At 48.2% G+C, this 17834-nt stretch carries 18 protein-coding genes; 14 read left to right on the top strand and 4 right to left on the bottom strand.

The features are described 5' to 3' along the window. Positions 1-6 precede the first annotated feature (6 nt). The gene (gene pyrB, locus NQ565_RS12105) at positions 7-933 is read right to left on the bottom strand and encodes an aspartate carbamoyltransferase (RefSeq protein WP_005653945.1); all 927 of its coding nucleotides are present in this window, start codon (positions 931-933) and stop codon (positions 7-9) included. Between the two features lie 177 nt (positions 934-1110). On the opposite strand from pyrB, the gene NQ565_RS12100 reads away from it, so the two are divergent. The 7 genes from NQ565_RS12100 (at position 1111) to NQ565_RS12070 (ending at position 8927) form a co-directional block, all read left to right on the top strand. Beyond that, on the top strand, positions 1111-2139 hold the full coding sequence (locus NQ565_RS12100; RefSeq protein ID WP_005653949.1) for a site-specific integrase: 1029 nt from the start codon (positions 1111-1113) through the stop codon (positions 2137-2139). A gap of 568 nt (positions 2140-2707) precedes the next feature. Then, positions 2708-3259, top strand: a complete 552-nt coding sequence (locus NQ565_RS12095; protein ID WP_005653954.1) for a UpxY family transcription antiterminator — start codon at positions 2708-2710, stop codon at positions 3257-3259. 62 nt (positions 3260-3321) lie between these two features. Further along, complete coding sequence (locus tag NQ565_RS12090; protein ID WP_005653956.1) at positions 3322-4635, top strand: nucleotide sugar dehydrogenase; 1314 nt, start codon at positions 3322-3324, stop codon at positions 4633-4635. 26 nt (positions 4636-4661) lie between these two features. Next, entirely contained in the window at positions 4662-5633 is a 972-nt protein-coding gene (locus NQ565_RS12085) for a Gfo/Idh/MocA family protein (protein WP_005653957.1), read from the top strand. Beyond that, positions 5617-6198: an acyltransferase gene (locus tag NQ565_RS12080; protein ID WP_005653959.1), complete on the top strand. Its 582-nt coding sequence runs from the start codon at positions 5617-5619 to the stop codon at positions 6196-6198. The genes NQ565_RS12085 and NQ565_RS12080 overlap by 17 nt, the downstream gene beginning before the upstream one ends. Positions 6199-6257: 59 nt before the next feature. Further along, positions 6258-7385 (top strand): DegT/DnrJ/EryC1/StrS family aminotransferase, encoded by a 1128-nt coding sequence (locus NQ565_RS12075; protein ID WP_040315613.1) that lies wholly within the window; start codon positions 6258-6260, stop codon positions 7383-7385. A 30-nt stretch (positions 7386-7415) separates the two neighbouring features. Then, positions 7416-8927 (top strand): sugar transferase, encoded by a 1512-nt coding sequence (locus NQ565_RS12070; RefSeq protein ID WP_005653962.1) that lies wholly within the window; start codon positions 7416-7418, stop codon positions 8925-8927. Positions 8928-8951: 24 nt separating this feature from the next. Here NQ565_RS12070 and NQ565_RS12065 read toward each other — a convergent pair whose 3' ends face one another. Together NQ565_RS12065 and NQ565_RS12060 are read right to left on the bottom strand one after the other, a co-directional pair. Continuing rightward, complete coding sequence (locus tag NQ565_RS12065) at positions 8952-9056, bottom strand: smalltalk protein (protein WP_016662709.1); 105 nt, start codon at positions 9054-9056, stop codon at positions 8952-8954. A gap of 38 nt (positions 9057-9094) precedes the next feature. Beyond that, positions 9095-9568 carry an HU family DNA-binding protein gene (locus tag NQ565_RS12060; protein WP_005653963.1) on the bottom strand — a complete coding sequence of 158 codons (474 nt, stop codon included), beginning with the start codon at positions 9566-9568 and terminating at the stop codon, positions 9095-9097. A 201-nt stretch (positions 9569-9769) separates the two neighbouring features. Here NQ565_RS12060 and NQ565_RS12055 point away from each other — a divergent pair, with 201 nt between their 5' ends. Beyond that, positions 9770-9988: a DUF4248 domain-containing protein gene (locus NQ565_RS12055; protein WP_005653965.1), complete on the top strand. Its 219-nt coding sequence runs from the start codon at positions 9770-9772 to the stop codon at positions 9986-9988. A gap of 76 nt (positions 9989-10064) precedes the next feature. Here the strand turns inward: NQ565_RS12055 and NQ565_RS12050 are convergent, their stop codons facing one another. After that, on the bottom strand, positions 10065-12116 hold the full coding sequence (locus tag NQ565_RS12050) for a BT4734/BF3469 family protein (RefSeq protein WP_050759554.1): 2052 nt from the start codon (positions 12114-12116) through the stop codon (positions 10065-10067). 130 nt (positions 12117-12246) lie between these two features. Between NQ565_RS12050 and NQ565_RS12045 the strand changes: the two genes are divergently transcribed. From NQ565_RS12045 to wecB, 6 genes are all read left to right on the top strand, one after another. Beyond that, on the top strand, positions 12247-12417 hold the full coding sequence (locus tag NQ565_RS12045) for a hypothetical protein (protein ID WP_005653970.1): 171 nt from the start codon (positions 12247-12249) through the stop codon (positions 12415-12417). A 580-nt stretch (positions 12418-12997) separates the two neighbouring features. Next, positions 12998-13588 carry a Panacea domain-containing protein gene (locus NQ565_RS12040; RefSeq protein WP_040315615.1) on the top strand — a complete coding sequence of 197 codons (591 nt, stop codon included), beginning with the start codon at positions 12998-13000 and terminating at the stop codon, positions 13586-13588. A gap of 73 nt (positions 13589-13661) precedes the next feature. Then, positions 13662-14036: a hypothetical protein gene (locus NQ565_RS12035; RefSeq protein ID WP_231292980.1), complete on the top strand. Its 375-nt coding sequence runs from the start codon at positions 13662-13664 to the stop codon at positions 14034-14036. A gap of 129 nt (positions 14037-14165) precedes the next feature. Further along, positions 14166-15479, top strand: a complete 1314-nt coding sequence (locus NQ565_RS12030) for a polysaccharide deacetylase family protein (protein WP_139168191.1) — start codon at positions 14166-14168, stop codon at positions 15477-15479. Positions 15480-15515: 36 nt separating this feature from the next. Beyond that, positions 15516-16748 carry a lipopolysaccharide biosynthesis protein gene (locus NQ565_RS12025; protein WP_175456006.1) on the top strand — a complete coding sequence of 411 codons (1233 nt, stop codon included), beginning with the start codon at positions 15516-15518 and terminating at the stop codon, positions 16746-16748. 7 nt (positions 16749-16755) lie between these two features. Then, the gene (gene wecB / locus NQ565_RS12020; protein WP_005653978.1) at positions 16756-17832 is read left to right on the top strand and encodes a non-hydrolyzing UDP-N-acetylglucosamine 2-epimerase; all 1077 of its coding nucleotides are present in this window, start codon (positions 16756-16758) and stop codon (positions 17830-17832) included. Positions 17833-17834 lie beyond the last annotated feature (2 nt).

The raw sequence follows: 17834 nt of genomic DNA, 5'->3' as shown, positions 1-17834 counted from the left end.
TATACTTTACTTAACGTCGTCCAGCGTAATGCCAAGCACATCGCACAGAATGGCTTCACGTGCATAAAGTCCGTTTTGCGCTTGCTGGAAATAATATGCCTTCGGGTTGTCGTCCACATCGAGGGCTATCTCGTTGACACGGGGCAGCGGATGCAGGATGCGCAGGTTGGGGCGGGTATGTTCCAGCATTTTGTTGCGCAGGATATAGATATTCTTCACGCGTTCGTACTCCATGAGGTCGGTGAAGCGTTCGCGTTGCACACGGGTCATGTAAAGGATGTCCGCATCGGCTATTATCTCTTCCGTAAAGTCGGTGTGCTCCACAAATCTGATGTCATGTTCGCGGCAGTAAATCTTGTACTCTTCCGGCATTTTCAGTTCTTCGGGAGCGATGAAATGAAAGGTGGGGTTGAAGTGTCGCATGGCCATCAGCAGGGAGTGTACGGTGCGGCCGTATTTCAAATCGCCTACCAGGTAGATGTTCAGGTTCTCCAGCGTACCTTGCGTCTTGTAGATGGAGTAGAGGTCGAGCATCGTTTGCGAGGGATGCTGGTTGGCTCCGTCTCCGGCATTGACGATGGGCACTGTGGTTACTTCGCTGGCATAGCGTGCAGCTCCTTCTAGATAGTGGCGCATCACGATGATGTCGGCATAGTTGCTTACCATCTTGATGGTATCTTTCAGTGTCTCGCCTTTGGACGAGCTGGTAGCTTTGGGGTCGCTAAAGCCGATGACACGTGCACCGAGCCGGTTGGCGGCGGTTTCAAAGCTTAAGCGGGTGCGGGTGGACGGCTCGAAAAATAGGGTGGCGACAACTTTACCGTCGAGCAGATGCCTGTTGGGTTTTGCCTCGAACTCTTTCGCCATATTGAGCATATAGAGAATTTTCTCTTTGCTGTGTTCGGCGATAGTGACTAAACTTCTGTTTTCCATATCGTTGATATTCGTTTTACTTTTCGAGAGTGTAAAGTTGCAAAAAAAATATGGGTTATGAAAATCTCCGGGAACTTTTATTCTTTTTCCATTACTTTCGCCGTTGGCAAGCCTGCACGGATTTTGCGCTGTACGGACTTGGCGGTTTGTGTTTAATTCTCGTTAAAATGAAAAGTCATGTTTAAAATCTGTATTGTATTCAAGATAAGTATCCGGCGCGACGGCGGCTCTCCGTGCCGGAAAAGGAAAAAGGAAGAGTCTCCCGCCGCTACCGGCAGTTTCTCCGGATTTGCCCGCGGGGAGATTGCGCGCACCCGTCTCATGCACCGCCACAGTACGGCGGACAATTATGCCACTGCGCTCCGTTCGCTCCTTGCGTTTCATGGCAAAAAGGACATCTCCTTTGCCGAGGTGGATAGCAGGCTGGTAGACGCTTACGGGGAATGGCTCCGGAGAAAGGGGATATGCAAGGACACCTTGTCTTGCTACATGCGCTCTTTGCGTGCTGTCTACAACAAGGCGGTGGAGCAGGGGCTTACGGAGCAGAAAGAACCTTTCGGCAATGTGTTTACGGGCATTTCCCGCACCCGGAAACGTTCGATAGAGAAGGCGGACATCAACAAGCTGCGTGCCGTGCAGGTGAAGCCCGGTTCGTTTATGCAACTGGTGCGCGATGTGTTCCTGTTCTGCTTCTATGCCTGCGGCATGCCTTTTGTGGATGTGGCTTTCCTGAAGAAATCGCAGATAAAGGGCGGCATGCTTGTGTATCACCGGCGCAAGACCGACCAGGTGGTGCAAATCAAGCTGGAGCCTTGCATGCAGGAGATAATCAACCGTTACCGGTCGGACGGCAGCGACTATGTGTTTCCTTTTCTTACTTCGCAGGACGAAGATACGGCGTACAGGGAGTACAAACGCAAGTTCTCCTATTATAACAAGACGCTGAAAACTCTGGGAAAGCTGGCGGGGGTAGACAAGCCGCTCTCTTCGTACGTGGCGCGCCACACCTGGGCTACGCTGGCTTTCATGTCTTCGGTGGACATGTCTGTCATAGCGCAGGCGCTCGGACATACCGATGTAAAGACTACCCGGATTTATGTGGAGGATATCGGGAACGGAAAGCAGAATTCTGCCAATAAGAAGCTTTTGGATGAGGTGTTGAGGAAGCGTTCCTCTGTACAAGAGGTCACCTCTGTACAAGAGTGAGAACTCACAGAAATCGGAATAGAGCACTATAACAGCCGCGAAGATATGCAGATTAAATAAAATAAGCAAAAAAGAATCGCCTTTTTTTCAAGGCAGAAATATCTGTTCCAAGCCTTTTCCGAAAGGGATACATGCGGCAACTGTTGATTCTCAATATATTGAAAATTATTGTACCTCTTGTACAGAGGTGGTATAAAAAGGCTATATCCTTATTGATAACCGCATTTTCCTGCCGTATATCCACAAGGCGGGGAGAAGGGGTTGTCTATCTTTTTTTAGCCTAAGTCCGATACATATTTTTGCATGGTTCTGCCCGTAGCGGGAGCTTTCCCGGTTGCGGATGGCAGTGGCTGTGCCCCGATTTTTCCTTGATTTTCTTCTTTATTTCATGTATTGTTTACGGTTTTATATTTCTATTCATGTCATCATAGCGTATTCGCCGGACTTGTAAGGTTCGCGTGTTCCGCGGCCTGATAACGTTGCATATCCTTTCCGTTGCAATACAGTTTTTTCGTATCGGACTTACATTTTTCCATCATGTGGATTTTAACAGATAATCAAGCCCGATATGGACGATTTTGATGATCAAATCAAGCAAACAACAAAAAATCCCTGGTATGCTGTCCGCACATTCAACTGCCAGGAGTTAAAAATCAGTGATTTTTTAAAAGAGAGAAAGAAAGTGCATTTTGTTCCGATGACCTATGTTGAAAAGGAAAAAGAAGGGAAAACAAGGAAAATGCTTGTCCCGGTAGTTCACAATCTGGTCTTTTTACAGAAAAACGAGAGCCGCAAGGCAACGCTTGCGATGCTTAAGGAGTGCAATGTTCCTTTCAGCGTGCTTTGCGACAAAGAAACAAAGCATCCCTGTGAGATACCCGACAAGCAGATGACCGAGTTCCGCATATTATGCGACCCCGATTTTAAAGACACCTTATATATAACGCACGAAGAGGCCGAAGCGAAACCCGGTAAGAACGTCCGTATCATTCACGGGCCCTTTGCCGGGATAACGGGTAAGCTGCATCGTGCCCGCGGCGGCTACTATCTCATAAAGACGCTTGCCGGTGTAGGAGTGATGATGCGCATTTCCCGCTGGTATTGCGAAGTGACGGAATAGCCGCCTGCCATTCGGGCCGTATAAGCCGGTTGCATGTATTTTAATCTAAAAAACAGACAATAATGAAAGAAAAACTCCTTTCCCGCATTGCGGAAAGAAAAATCACGGTAGGCGTCGTGGGATTGGGCTATGTGGGCCTGCCCCTTGCCGTAGAGAAAGCCAAGGCAGGTTTCAGGACTATCGGCTTCGACGTGCAGGAAGAAAAAGTGAAACAGGTGAATGCCGGACACAACTATATCGGCGATGTGGTCGATGCGGAGCTGGCGCAGTTGGTACGGAACGGTACGCTCAGCGCTACTTCCGATTTTTCCTTTATAAAAGATGTGGACTTTGTAGCCATCTGTGTGCCTACGCCTTTGGATGTGCACCAGGAACCGGACATCAGCTATGTGGAGAGTTCGGCGAAATCAATAGCCGGGCATCTGACCGCAGGCACCATCGTGGTGCTGGAGTCCACAACCTATCCCGGCACTACCGAAGAGCTTATAAAACCAATTCTTGAGAGCGGGTCGGGCTTGAAGTGCGGCAAGGATTTCTATCTGGGCTTTTCGCCCGAACGGGTAGATCCCGGCAACGCGGTTTACAAAACCAAGAACACACCGAAAGTGGTGGGCGCCGTAGGCAAAGACGCCCAGGACGTGATTGCCGCCATGTACGGAGCTGTGCTGGGCGATAAGGTGCACGTCGTTTCTTCGCCTGCCGTGGCGGAGATGACCAAGATTTTGGAGAACACCTACCGCAACATCAACATTGGGCTGATTAACGAGCTGGCCATCCTGTGCAACCGCATGGGCATCGACCTTTGGGAAGTGATAGAGGCAGCCAAGACCAAGCCTTTCGGCTTCACCGCATTCTATCCCGGACCGGGGCTGGGCGGGCATTGCATTCCCCTGGACCCCTATTATCTCACCTGGAAGGCGCGCGAGTACGGCTTCCATACATCGATGATCGAGGCTTCCATGATGATAAACGACCACATGCCCGAATACACCGTGGAGCGTTGCGGCAAGATACTCAACCGCCACCGCAAGGCATTGAACGGCTCCAGAGTGCTGGTGCTCGGCGTGGCATACAAGCAGGATATAGACGATTACCGCGAGAGTCCCGCCCTGCGTGTCATTGAGGAGCTGGAGAAAACAGGGGCGTCGGTCACCTTCTACGACCCTTACATCCCCGAGTTTCGGTATCACGGCAAATCGCATAAAGGCGAAGCCGCCCTCTCCGCCGGACTGCTGCGGAATACCGACCTTGTGGTTGTGACCACCGCACACACCAATGTCGATTACGATTTTGTACAGCGATACGCGCATGCCGTTTTCGACACGAAGAACGTGATGAAGGCGGTTGCAGTGAGAACCAACATTGAAGTGCTTTAGAGCCAGTTTAAATATTCTTCTTATTTATGGATAAAAAAATATGTGTTATCGGCGGCGGCAGGTGGGGAAAGAACCACATCCGCACATTGGCGGGGCTGGGTTGCCTTGCCGCAGTGGTAGAGGCGGATGCCGCCAGGCTGAAAGAGTATACGGAGCAGTATCCCGGAATAAAGGGATATGCGGACATGGACGAAGCCATTGCCTGCGGTTACGACGGATATACGGTTGCGCTTCCTGCGGAACTTCACTATCCGGCAGGCAGGAAACTGCTGGAAAAAGGGCTGAACGTTATGTTGGAAAAGCCGATGACGCTCACCGCCGCGCAGTCTGCCGAACTGGTGGAACTGGCACAACGCACGGGAGCGCGCCTGATGGTGGGGCATGTCCTGCTGTTTCATCCGGCGTACCGTAAGATAAAAGAGGTGATAGACAGCGGCAGGCTGGGCAAGCTTTTCTACCTCTATTCCAATCGGCTGAACCTGGGTACGGTGCGTACGGAAGAAAGCGTGTTTCCCTCGTTCGCGCCCCACGACATTTCGGTGCTGGACTACCTCACGGGCGCTTCGGCATGCAGGATAGAGGCGAAAGGAGCGAAGTTTCTCCAGGACAGGGTGTACGACAGTACGCTGGTGCAACTGGAATATCCCGGCAACGTGCATGCCCACATCTACGTATCCTGGCTTCATCCCTACAAGCAGCAGTTGCTGGTGGTGGCGGGCAGTAAAGGCATGCTTTCCTTCGACGATGCCGCGGACGGGAAGGAAATCCGTTTCTACAACAAGCGGATAGATTTCGAGAACGGCGTTCCCGTTAAAGTGGAAGCTCCGGACGAAATCATCCCTTACGAGAAGAAGATGCCCCTGGAAGAGGAACTGAGGTATTTCGTGGAGCATCTCGACTCCACCATCGGGATAAACAGCGGAGAGGCAGGTTATGAAGTAGTAAAAGTACTGGAAACCGTACAACAAATCATAGAAAACAATGAACAACAAGAATGACTGTTTCGTTCACCCCAGCAGCTATGTAGACGAGGGTGCAACGGTGGGAAAAGGAACTAAAATATGGCATTTCTCGCATATTCAGAAGGGAGCGGTTATCGGAGAGAACTGTTCGCTGGGGCAGAACGTGAACATAGCGAATAACGTAAAGGTGGGCAACGGCGTGCGCATCCAGAACAACGTGTCGGTTTACGAAGGCGTGGAGCTGGAGGACAACGTATTCTGCGGCCCTTCCTGTGTGTTTACCAACGTCGTTACTCCACGGGCGCATTTCCCCGTACACGGCGTATATGCCAAAACCCTGATTAAAGAGGGTGCTTCGTTGGGAGCCAACTCCACCGTGGTCTGCGGGCATACGGTGGGCAGGAGCGCGCTCATCGCCGCGGGCGCCGTAGTAACAAAAGATGTACAGGACTATGCGCTTATGGCGGGAGTCCCGGCACGCCGCATAGGCTGGGTATGTGAGTGCGGCGCACGCTTGGATGCTTCGCTTGCATGTTCGTGCGGCAGAAAGTACAAGGAGGAAAACGGCAATCTGCTTGCCGTACCGTCGGCGGATTTTTGATAGGTTTCAAGTCCCCGATTCTCATACCAGAATTATTTACGATAAAACAGGTTTATATCATGCAATTCAGAGATTTAAGGAAACAGTACAGCGTACTGAAGCAAGACATAGACGCCGCCATGATGGAAGTAGCGGCAGCAAGCGCCTTTATCATGGGCCGACCCGTGAAAGAGCTCGAAGCCGGGCTGGCGGAGTATGTAGGAGTGAAACACTGCATTTCGTGCGGCAACGGTACGGACGCGCTCACCCTCGCCCTGAAAGTATGGAACATCGGTGCGGGAGATGCCGTATTCGTGCCCGACTTCACTTTCTTCTCTTCGGCAGAGGTCATCTCGCTGGAAGGAGCCACGCCCGTTTTTGTGGATGTGGATGGCGATACGTTCAATATGGACGCCTCGGATTTGGAACGGAAGATAGCCCGTACCATAGAGGAAGGCAGGCTGACGCCCAAGGTCATCATTACCGTCGATTTGTTCGGCCTTCCCGCCAACTATCCCGCTATCCGTAAGATAGCCGATGCCCACCGGCTTTTCATCCTCGAGGACGGTGCGCAGGGGTTCGGCGGCATGATAGGCAACAAGCGTGCATGCAGTTTCGGCGACATCTCCACCACTTCTTTTTTCCCCGCCAAGCCTTTGGGCTGTTACGGCGATGGCGGAGCGGTGTTTACCGACAACGACGAATGGGCCGCACTGGCAGATTCCTACCGGGTGCACGGCAAGGGCATGTTCAAGTACGACAATGTGCGCATCGGCATGAACTCGCGCCTGGACACTTTGCAAGCCGCCATTCTGAAAATAAAGTTCAAGGCTTTCCGCGAGTACGAGTTGCGCGATATCAACAAGGCTGCCGCTCTCTACACCAAGTTGCTGGCGGGCAGGGTAAAGACTCCTGTCACGCCCGAAGGCTATTATTCGAGTTGGGCGCAGTACACCATTTGCCTCAATAGCAGGGAAGAGCGCGATGCACTTCAGGCGTGCCTCAAGGAGCAGGGCATTCCGTCCATGGTCTATTATCCCACGCCTATGCACGGGCAGACTGCCTATAAGGCATTGAATGCCCCCACAGATTGCTGTCCCACGGCAAAGCGGCTTTGCGACACGGTGCTGTCACTGCCCGTACATCCTTACATCACGGAAGAAGAGATAGAGACGGTCTGTTCCGTGATACTCGGCTTCGTAAGGTAAGTCACGTTTTCCAACCAAATACACAAGTTTATGTCCTCTGCATTCCGCCGGAATTTTCTGATACTCTGGTCCGACCTGCTGATTGCCCTGTCCGCCTTCTGGCTGGCACGCTACTTCGGCGATATGCCCCGCTGGTACTGGCTGGTGCTTTCGGCGGTTGTCTGGGTGGTGCTGGGCGGAGTGTCGCGCAAGTTGCAGTTCGGTGCATACAAGAGGATACGTTATGCGTTTCTGGGAATCTTCGCGCTGGACGTACTTTCGGGGCTGTTCCTCTGCACCCTGTACCGGCATTGCGTGCCCGGCTACGAATACGACTATTCCATTATTCTTGCCACCGGCATCATCATTGTGCTCGAATGGGCGTTGTACTGTGCCGTCAGACGGCTGGTTTACCGGAAAATTCCTTTCTTCTACGAAGAGCCTCTGCTGGACGATGTGACGGAAGTGGGGATAAACACAGGCATCGAACACACGGAGCTATTGGAGAACCGTGACGTGACGCTGCTGCTGAGGCTCGTGCACGAAGCGGAGAACTCCTCGGAGCTGCTCCGCCGGATGCAGGAAAGCCGTGAGGCGTTTTCGCCGGTAACAATGCTCATGGACTCGCCGGAACCCGAAGCTGTGCTTGCGCATAAAGTGCGTCTGCCCCGGCTCGTTATCCACCGGTGTCCGCTCAACCGTGTGCGGCACATCAACACCCTCTTCTCCTATACCAACTATTGCATGGAGAGAGGGGGACTCATTGCCTGCCACTGTACCACAGCGGGCATCCGCCGCGAGAAGATAATGCGGCAGAATCCGGTGGTCATCAACCGTGTCCTCTTCTTTCTGGATTATTGCTGGCACAGGATAATCCCCAAGCTCTCTTTCACCAGGGATTTCTATTTCGGGCTGACGAAAGGGCAGAACCGTGCGCTTACGCGTGTCGAGGTTCTGGGGAGGCTGTACCGTGCCGGGTTTGATGTGCTTCACGAGGAGATTGTACACGGAGAGTTCTACGTCATTGCCGCGAAGGTGAAAGAACCGGTACGCGACGACAAGCCTTCGGGCGGACTGCTCATCCGTCTGAAGCGGAAGGGCAAAGGCGGTAAAATCATCGGTGTGTACAAGTTCAGGACGATGTATGCCTATTCGGAATACCTGCAACCGTATATCTATAAACAGGCGGGACTGTGCAGCGGCGGCAAGATTGCCGGTGACTACCGTGTGAACGCTGCCGGACGGTTTCTCCGGAAAACCTGGCTGGACGAACTGCCCATGCTGATAAACTGGATGAAGGGCGATTTGAAACTGGTAGGTGTGCGTCCGCTGAGCAGCCACTATTTCAGCCTTTACTCCGAAGAGCTCCGTGCGCTGCGCATCCGGACGAAACCGGGCCTTATTCCGCCTTTTTATGCGGATATGCCCGGTACGTTGGATGAAATACAGGAAAGCGAACGCCGCTACCTGGAGCAGTATCTCAGAAGCCCTTTCCTTACCGACTGGCGCTATTTTTGGAAAGCTTTCCGCAATATAGTGTTCCGGGGAAAGAGAAGCCGGTAAAGGAAACTTCCGGCTTTCATCAGGTCAGCTTATGCAAGACGTGATACCGAAAACACCTGCCAATGCAGTGGCTACTGTAATGATTACTTTGAGGACGATGCCCCATACCGATTTTGATTTTGTGCTCATGTTGTTTGGTTTTAATGTAAAAACAAGTGTTCAAGGCATTATCCTAACGGATTTTCTTCCTCGCCGCCGTCGCCGCCGGGTTTGTTTTCACTGCCGGGTTCGCTGCCGTCCACATTGTATTTGTAAGCCTCTTTCAGTTGGCCTTCCAAATTAATCTGGGCGTTGCTCAATTCGCCCGTGGCGCGTGCACGGAGCTTCAGGCCTTTCACATTGTCCGCCAGCGTAAAGTCGGCAGCCGAGGCGGCACCCTTTCTGCTTACGATGCCTACGGAGAAAATGGCGAGGTCGTCCAGCTTTACGTTCTTGCCGTCCAGGATGAGCTCTTTGGTGCAGGAAATCATGTCGGTCAGCACCCCCTTGATCAGCCCCTCCGAATAGGGCGTGTTGTGGTTGGCCATATGCTTGGCAAGCCTTTCGGTATCGAAAGTGTCCTCAATCAGCGGACGTGCATACCACAGTCCTTTCAACGGGCTTTTTTCGCCGGTCATTTGATACTTTTTGTAACGAATCATACTCTTTTGTTTTTTTAGTTTTCAAATTAAAAAATTCTATATCCTTGTTGCAACAATACGAAGATACGACATAGCCTAAGGGCATTTATCACTATTCGTCCGTTACGGTTCGTTACTGTACGTTATATACAGATATAACGGCTGTGATGTGGAGATATTTACGTATCTTTGGCTTATATAAAAACAAAGAATTCAAAAGATATGGAAACTTTCAAGATACGTACATACGGGCGCACGGAACTTGCCCAGCTTTACAGTCCGGGACTTTGCCCGCAAGCCGCCTTCCGCAAGCTGAACCAGTGGATAGATTTCCACCCCACACTGCGGAGCAGCCTCCATGCACTGGTCGCCTCGGACAAAACGCGGACATACACGCCGGCGCAAGTACGGCTCATAGTCGAGGCGTTGGGCGAACCGTAAACTACCCTCGACTTTAGCATCGTAACATAGCCCTTTAGCCGCACAGTATAGCTCTTTAGCGCCGTAGTGTAGCCCTTTAGTTTCTCGGCAGCTCCACCACGCGATACCCCCGCTTGCCGTTCGACCTCGTCAGTTCGAAGCCCGCCTGCTTCATCACAAGCCCTATCTTTACGGGGCTAAGGTAGTGCTTTACGGCAGAGTTGATGCGGCTCAGTATATCGGTGGTAGATACGAACGTACCCTTTTCGCCCGGCAGGGGGCAACGGTAATAAGCCTGTATCAGTTCGCGCTCCATGCTGGGCACTTCAAAATTACGGTTGTGCAGGTTTACGAGCTTTATCTCCTCGTCCTCAAACCAATAGCGCATGCCGCCTTTCCAAAGTGCATACGCCTGTGAGTACACCCCCTCGTAATCCACGGGATGCGTATAAGGATTGTCGATGCTGCTGATTTCGAACGGCAGCCAGCGGCGGTTACCCGTGAGGTCTGTCAGGAACTGCACGTTATTGGTCGTTCCGCACAGGCTGGCAATGTGGGCGCGGTGCTCTTTATAATGCGCATAAGCCATTCGCTCGTTCACCACCTTCTGGGTGGTCATCGCCTTTATCTGGTTCAGCTCCGACGCCCCCAGTTCGTCTATTTCCTCCATGCAGATAAAGACGAATTCCGCCAGCGAAAACATATCGTCTTTGGTAATGCGGTTATTGTTGGACTTGATGTAAAAATAGCGTTGCAGCACAGGGGGCAGCAGCTTGTTGAGCCAGGTAGTCTTGTAGCTGCCCTGAGGTCCGATCAGTACGAAAATCTCGTGGTTCACCGTTTCCCGGTCGAAAAGGGAGGCAATGGAGGCTACGAGCCATTTCTTGAAGTAACCTTCGAATACGGACTGCTCGCTCTTTACGTGCACCGTGGCGGCAAGCCGCCCGATATGGTCGGTCACACCGTCCCAGGGCTTCAGCCCTTCGAAGTAGTCGGTAAAAGGATTGAACAGAACAGTATATTCCGAGTGCAGTATTGCACGGATGTCATTGATGCGCACGGTTTTTCCCTGCTTGCTCATACGGCTCCATAGGGTGTTGACGAAACGGTCGTCTATTTCGGTATATTCCCCTTCGGCGCCGTCTGTTCCGGCAACGGCCGTCTCGCACTTCCCGGTGGCCTCATTGTACCGGAAACGGGCCTGCGTGTCGAGGAAGCGTTCGATGTCCTCCACACTGGCAAATCCGTCGTTGCCGCCGGCATTCGGCGTCCGCCCTTGCAACGGACGCCGCCCATGCTCCTCGGTGTGCTGGTAGCACGACCGGAAAACGGCGGCTACATCCCCGTCGTAGTCGGCAAAGCGTTTCACCGCCCACCCGGTAGCGCTGGCTTGCGCCACTCCGTAGGCATTGAGCAGATACCCCATGCGCATGATGTATTGGTTGCGCTGGTGTGCTTCGTAAACGATGCCCTGTTCTGCCAGTTCGCCGGCAGCGGCAGCGACGGCTTTCTCCAGCCGCCTGTTACGGATAGAGGATTTGGCGGGCTGCTCTTTCTTGTCGCCTTTCAGTTCGACGGGCATGGCGGCGGCATCGGGATTGAAGTAGACGTCGGGGTCGTGTGCCAGTCCGCTGAGTCTCGTGATATTCTTGCATTTCAGGTCGCATTCGCATCCCAGCAGGTCGGCATAATAGCGGTTGCCCTGCTCGAAGATTTTGGAATAGACTTTCCGGTTCTTCTCCGGAGTGGTCGTCAGGCAGTCCGTACGGTAGATAATGCGAAGCCCCGTACCGCTGATAGTGGTGTAGGACAGCAGCGTATGCTTGTCGGCGCGGACACGTCCGATTAGTTCCGGCAGGCGGTCGGCGTCGATATGGTCGATGTCTGCCAGCGCCAGCGAAGTCCAGCCCGTGATGTTTTCTGCCTGCTTGCCGCCTCCGAAGCACACGGCAACGGCAAAACACGGGCAGGCGGCTTTCTCCCATGCAGCGGCAGCCTTTTGTCCGTTATGACTGTAATAGCGGTGTTTCTCGGTACGGTCGCGCACCAGTGCATCGTTGCGGATAAGGTTTACGATTTCCTGTAACGTGCTGTCCTGCGGATGTGTATCCGAGTAACCTTTGAAAAGGCTGATTGAAGTTTCTTTCATTATTATCGTTATTAGGGTTTTACGGAGTGAAGTTCCGAATAAAGCGCCGGATACGGAAAACAGCGGTTCCCGCATGTGGGAACCGGACAGATGATATATTAACATTATTAACTTTAAAAAACATTTATAGATGACTCAAAATCTGAATCAGGAATTCGTTCATTTGGAGCTTGGCGACTACCTGGAACTGCTCCAGAACACGATTATGGTAGGTGGCAAACGCCTGAACGACAAAGAGATTTGCCGTAAAATCTCGATGAGTCCCCAGACCTATGGCAAGGTAAAAAGGGCGAAAGTTTAAAGCTGAGCCAGTATTACAGTGTGTTCCGCATCTACCGGGAAGAGTTGAAAAACCGCCCTGTGGAACTGTATAACGTATTGACAGAGTTGGGCTTACGACTCGAAGCGGACTATATGCGACTGCATGTCTCCCGCCCGTAGTTGACAGGTTGCCAGCCATATTTCCAACTTTTACAGGGGTATGTGTTTTAGAAATGATAAATGTAATCGTTACATTTATCAATAATTTCTCGCGCGCGTAACGAAAAGTTATAAAAGAGGGTGGCAACCTGTCATATCCGGAGTTCCATACCGGCAACATCTCGGTTTTCTGCCTGACGGACGGCAAGCGCTTCGTGATGATTGAGGAACCGGACTTTATCGTGAGCCGTATCCGGAACAGCGCCGGGTGCGGGGAGAAAACGGACGAATAAACAAGAAGATAGCTTCTTATTAAAATCGGGGTCAATTTCAGTAATGAGACGAGGAATGTCGAGAGGTGGATTATTGAGTAAGAAGCCGGTACGTTCGGCAAATATTCACTGAAATATTTGTTGTCATCAATTTAAATGTCGTTCTTTGTACGAGAAAAAGGTAAACTTATGTGTAAATTCTCAGAAGACAGCAGACAAAAATTGGGTAATGCCGTCATCTATATTGCCAATCATACGGAACAGCTCAGTAAAACGAAATTACTAAAACTGCTGTTTTTAATGGAGGAATATATGGTGAAACGTTATCATGTACCTTTCATGGGGTTGCCTTTTGAGATATGGCAAGCCGGGCCCGTTGCCAAAGATATTTTCATCGATTTGTCCGACGGCCCTTTCCTGTTGAAAGATTTTGTAAAAACAGAGGTACAAAAAGATGCTACGTATATTAGGGCAATCAAGCCTTTCTGCGATGATGAGTTCTCGGACTGCGAAATGGAGATGATGGATGAAATCATCCGGAAGTATGGCAAGAAAACAGCCAAACAGTTAGTGGCGGAAGTGCATAAAGAGGGCTCTTTATGGTTCAATGCCGCTAAAAAGCATGGATTGCTGACTGCTTTCAACAAAGGTTTATGCAATAATTCCGATTATACCATAGATTTCTCTGAGGAATTGTCCGATTGTGCGCGGGAAGATTACAAGGAGAGCCTTGCCATTCATCAGACTGCCAATATCCTAAAAGCTCAGGAACATGTTTAAGGAGGGTAACTTACTGAAATTTTCTCCTTTTATATTTAAAAACGGAGCTTGTCCTAAAAATAAATTTTTCGTTGTGCTTAAAGAAGCGGAGAATGCGATGATACTGGCATCCTTACCCACTTCTAAAGACCATGTACCTGCCGATATGCAGTTACAGGAGGGATGTATGGAAATTCCCGACCGTCAGATAAACATTTATATTTTTCTTGCCAAGCAAAATATAGCTATACATCCCGATACGCAGCTTCCGTTCTCTTTTAATTTGAATACTTTCATTTACGGTGCAGATATAGACAGTTATCCCGTTACAGTTTTCCAAGAACAGATTGAGAACGGAGAAACCAAAGTCGAATTAATGGGTAGACTGACCGAGGAACAGTTCTCTGCCTTAAAAGATTGCCTGAAAGGATCGAAGATGACGAAGAGGCGTTTTAAGAGAATGCTATAATTGTCAACGTGCAATTAACCTCCGGACATTTCCATAGATATATCATACAACTCTCTCTTGTTGAAAAATGTGGGGATAAAACCACACAAAAATACTACTATGTACATAACCGTTCCGAATAATAATATTGTGGAAAGGTATTATATCATTAATATACTCTTTCATGAATTTCTTGGATTAAAATATGAAATCTGTGTAGCGAATGATGAGAAAGACTATACCGTTATCTTAGATAATGGGCGTAAGTTGATTATAAAAGATTCTTTTTTTAATCTTTTTCCAACCCCGTTATCTTATCTGTCTCGTAAAAATATACCCACTGCGATAACTTATGCTGATAATTCTTTTCTGAGTATGGAGAAAATGCCTGTGTTATTCGGAACAGGCGATTTGGAGATGCGTGACGACAGCATTATTTGTGGAAGTGACTTGTTTGCCGGAGCTTTCTTTATGTTGACAAGATGGGAGGAGCATGTTGTTAAAGAACGCGATGTGCATGGCAGGTTCTGTTCAAGCAATTCGTTGGCTTTCCGGTTCGGTTTCTTGAACAGAGCGATAGTCAACGAGTATACCGAATACTTATGGAACATGATTTATTACCTTGACAGTACGGCAAAAAGAAAAAAACATTCATTTGAGATTATTCCAACCCATGATGTCGATGTCATTTCCTGCTGGCATACGCCTTTCAAGGATATAAAAAGAATAGTGAGTTATTTCCTTAAAAAAGGAGGTATAAAATATGGTATGGAGAATATCGTAAGCTATATCAAAACGCTTGTAAATAAAGAGAATGATCCTTACAACACTTTCAGGTTCTTAATGGAATATTCCGAAGGTTTGGGATTGAAATCATACTTCTTTTTCATGTCTTCGGCGGAGTATTTTTTTGCAGAGCGTGACAGAATGCAGAAAATAGCGGATACAATTTTGGAAAAGGGACATTTTGTGGGTTTTCATCCCAATAAAGGCACTTGTTCCGATAGGATAGTCTTTCAAAAAGAATTGAATGCTTTAAATACGGTTTTAAAGAGAAAAAACACCATAGGAAGGCAACACTTACTGAAATTTGAAGTTCCGTTTACATGGCGGATTTGGAATGATTGCGGAATGGAGTGGGATTCGTCTTTAGTGTATTTTGATAAGATTGGGTTCAGATGCGGGGTTTGTTATCCGTTTACAGTCTTTGATATTCTTGAAAGGAAACATTTGCAGTTAAAGGAGTTACCTTTATTGGCGATGGACTGTACCCTGTTCCACTATAATCAGCTTAAACCCGATGATGCCTTATCGGAACTTAGCGGTATAAAGAGTACGGTTCGGAAGTACAATGGCAAGTTTGTCGTATTATGGCATAATTCCTATTTCTCTTTTGAAAATAGGAAAACCTTAGCCGTTTATAAAGAGATATTGAAAGAATCTTATTTGGATTCTGCACGATAAATGAAAGAAACCTTAGAGAATGCCATATATAAAAATATGGCAAAACTTTTAATAGGCGATGGGATTGCCAGGATTTTGGGCTTTGTCATCACACCGGTCTTAACCAGAATCTATTTGCCTGCTGAAATGGGAAGCCTTGCTGTTTTTACATCTTTTGTAGCTATCCTTATTCCTTTTTCCACACTGAGATATCCTTTGCTTATTCCGGTCTTGAAGGATGAGAAGATGGCTTTCTCTTTATCTTACGCCACTTTTCTGATGTTGCTATGCAGTACGATACTGCTGATTATAAGTTTGTTTTTCTTTAAGAGAGACATATTTAGCTTGTTTTCGGTAGAAGAGTTATCCGATTTTTGGTGGCTGATACCCATCTCTTTTTTCAGCATGGGACTTTATGAATTGTTTTACCAATGGGCCATAAGGAAAAAGGAGTTTTTGTTATTGTCGAAAAGTAAAATCCTGCAAAAGAGTATCGGTTCGGCTGTTCAGATAGGATTGGGCATGGCAAGTTTCGGTTCGTTAGGATTGATTATCGGTTCTATTTTTTCCGAAGCTGGCGGACTCTCTTTGTTTGCCAGGAGTTTTAAGAAAGACATCTGTTGCAATTATAGATTTGTAAGGTGGAGCAGGATGAAAATCATTCTCGGGAAGTTTGTCAATTATCCGGTTTACAGGCTTCCTGCTCAGTTTCTGTTGTCGTTATCCGGTAAGATGCCTTTACTCTATTTTGCATGGAAATTCGGTGCAGGTATGGCAGGACAAGTAGGTCTGGCCACGACGATGCTTTCAATTCCCGTTACTTTATTGGGTTCTTCGGTAGGTAAGGCTTTTTATGCTGAGGTGTCGGGTATGGGAAGTTCCAAAAGAATTGAAATACTGTATTTAACAAGGAAAGTTATACAAAAACTATTCTGTATAAGCTTAATCCCTACTATCCTGATAGTTCTTTTTGCTCCCATACTGTTCGAGCTGTTTTTTGGAACGGATTGGGTGCAAGCCGGTGTTTTTGCCCGTATTCTGGCTATTTATTTAATTACTCAATTTGTTTACAGTCCTATCAGCGAGGGATTGTTCAATATTCTGAAAAGGCAGTCTATCGTATTATGTCTAAAAATAATTCGCATTTTAATTATCAGTATGGCTTTTGGAGCGTGCTATTATTGGGAACTTTCTCCTATTGCGACTCTTTTACTTTATAGTATAGGAATGGCTGCTAATTATGTTGTAGCTACGTTGGTGATAATAAATGCAGTAAAATATCAAAAATAAATATGCAATGAAAATAGTAACGGTGATAGGGGCAAGGCCTCAATTTGTGAAAGCGGCAGTTGTAAGTAGAGAAATATCCAAGTATGATAATATTAAAGAATGTATCATTCATACAGGGCAGCATTTTGATAAGAATATGAGTACTGTTTTTTTTGAAGAGATGCAAATTCCTTTGCCTGATTATAATCTGAATATCAACGGACTTTCCCACGGTGCTATGACCGGACAAATGTTAGAAGGAATAGAATCGATTCTTTTCAAAGAGAAACCGGATTGGGTTTTGGTATATGGTGATACGAATTCAACATTGGCAGGGGCATTGGCTGCAAGAAAAAATCATATAAAAGTAGCCCATGTAGAAGCCGGATTGCGCTCATATAACATGGACATGCCCGAAGAGATAAATCGTATACTTACAGACCGTATTTCAGATGTATTGTTTTGCCCGACGGATGTTGCCATTGAAAATCTGGAGAAAGAAGGTTTTAAGAACCTTGATTATGAAATATTGAAAAGTGGAGATGTAATGAAAGATGCTATGTCTTTTTATATGAATAAGGCATCTGAACCGGAGTGCAGTATTCCGGAGCAATTTATACTCTGTACCGTGCATAGAGCGGAAAACACGGATAATGAAGAGCGGATGAGTTCGATTATTGAGGCCTTAGAGAAGATTTCTTCTACGTTGTGTCCGGTTGTTGTTCCGCTACATCCACGGACGGAAAAAGTCTTGCAGACAAGAAACTATGATTTCGAGGCAAGTAATATACATTTTATAGCACCTGTTGGATATTTTGAAATGATTTGGCTGATTAAGCATTGCAACTTTGTAATGACAGATAGCGGAGGTTTGCAAAAAGAGGCGTATTTCGGTAATAAATATTGCATTACTATACGTACGGAAACGGAGTGGAAAGAGCTGGTAGAAAAAAACTATAATTTCATTTCCGGCTATGAAAAAAATAATATTATCAACCTTGCAGGAAAAATTCATGCAATGCCGCCTCTTTCGTTTCAAGATGAACTGTATGGTAATGGGAACGCAAGCTCTATAATTGTCAATAAGCTATCCTGTAATATCTGATG

The sequence above is a fragment of the Bacteroides stercoris ATCC 43183 genome (assembly GCF_025147325.1).
Taxonomy (GTDB): domain Bacteria; phylum Bacteroidota; class Bacteroidia; order Bacteroidales; family Bacteroidaceae; genus Bacteroides; species Bacteroides stercoris.
Note: the sequence above shows the minus strand (reverse complement) of the source record. Positions and strands in the feature narration are given on the sequence as shown.

Bases quoted from the DNA above. Each gene is read 5' to 3' on its own strand.
- pyrB (WP_005653945.1), bottom strand. From the start codon at position 933: ATGGAAAACAGAAGTTTAGTCACTATCGCCGAACACAGCAAAGAGAAA.
- NQ565_RS12100 (WP_005653949.1), top strand. From the start codon at position 1,111: ATGTTTAAAATCTGTATTGTATTCAAGATAAGTATCCGGCGCGACGGC.
- NQ565_RS12095 (WP_005653954.1), top strand. From the start codon at position 2,708: ATGGACGATTTTGATGATCAAATCAAGCAAACAACAAAAAATCCCTGG.
- NQ565_RS12090 (WP_005653956.1), top strand. From the start codon at position 3,322: ATGAAAGAAAAACTCCTTTCCCGCATTGCGGAAAGAAAAATCACGGTA.
- NQ565_RS12085 (WP_005653957.1), top strand. From the start codon at position 4,662: ATGGATAAAAAAATATGTGTTATCGGCGGCGGCAGGTGGGGAAAGAAC.
- NQ565_RS12080 (WP_005653959.1), top strand. From the start codon at position 5,617: ATGAACAACAAGAATGACTGTTTCGTTCACCCCAGCAGCTATGTAGAC.
- NQ565_RS12075 (WP_040315613.1), top strand. From the start codon at position 6,258: ATGCAATTCAGAGATTTAAGGAAACAGTACAGCGTACTGAAGCAAGAC.
- NQ565_RS12070 (WP_005653962.1), top strand. From the start codon at position 7,416: ATGTCCTCTGCATTCCGCCGGAATTTTCTGATACTCTGGTCCGACCTG.
- NQ565_RS12065 (WP_016662709.1), bottom strand. From the start codon at position 9,056: ATGAGCACAAAATCAAAATCGGTATGGGGCATCGTCCTCAAAGTAATC.
- NQ565_RS12060 (WP_005653963.1), bottom strand. From the start codon at position 9,568: ATGATTCGTTACAAAAAGTATCAAATGACCGGCGAAAAAAGCCCGTTG.
- NQ565_RS12055 (WP_005653965.1), top strand. From the start codon at position 9,770: ATGGAAACTTTCAAGATACGTACATACGGGCGCACGGAACTTGCCCAG.
- NQ565_RS12050 (WP_050759554.1), bottom strand. From the start codon at position 12,116: ATGAAAGAAACTTCAATCAGCCTTTTCAAAGGTTACTCGGATACACAT.
- NQ565_RS12045 (WP_005653970.1), top strand. From the start codon at position 12,247: ATGACTCAAAATCTGAATCAGGAATTCGTTCATTTGGAGCTTGGCGAC.
- NQ565_RS12040 (WP_040315615.1), top strand. From the start codon at position 12,998: ATGTGTAAATTCTCAGAAGACAGCAGACAAAAATTGGGTAATGCCGTC.
- NQ565_RS12025 (WP_175456006.1), top strand. From the start codon at position 15,516: ATGGCAAAACTTTTAATAGGCGATGGGATTGCCAGGATTTTGGGCTTT.
- wecB (WP_005653978.1), top strand. From the start codon at position 16,756: ATGAAAATAGTAACGGTGATAGGGGCAAGGCCTCAATTTGTGAAAGCG.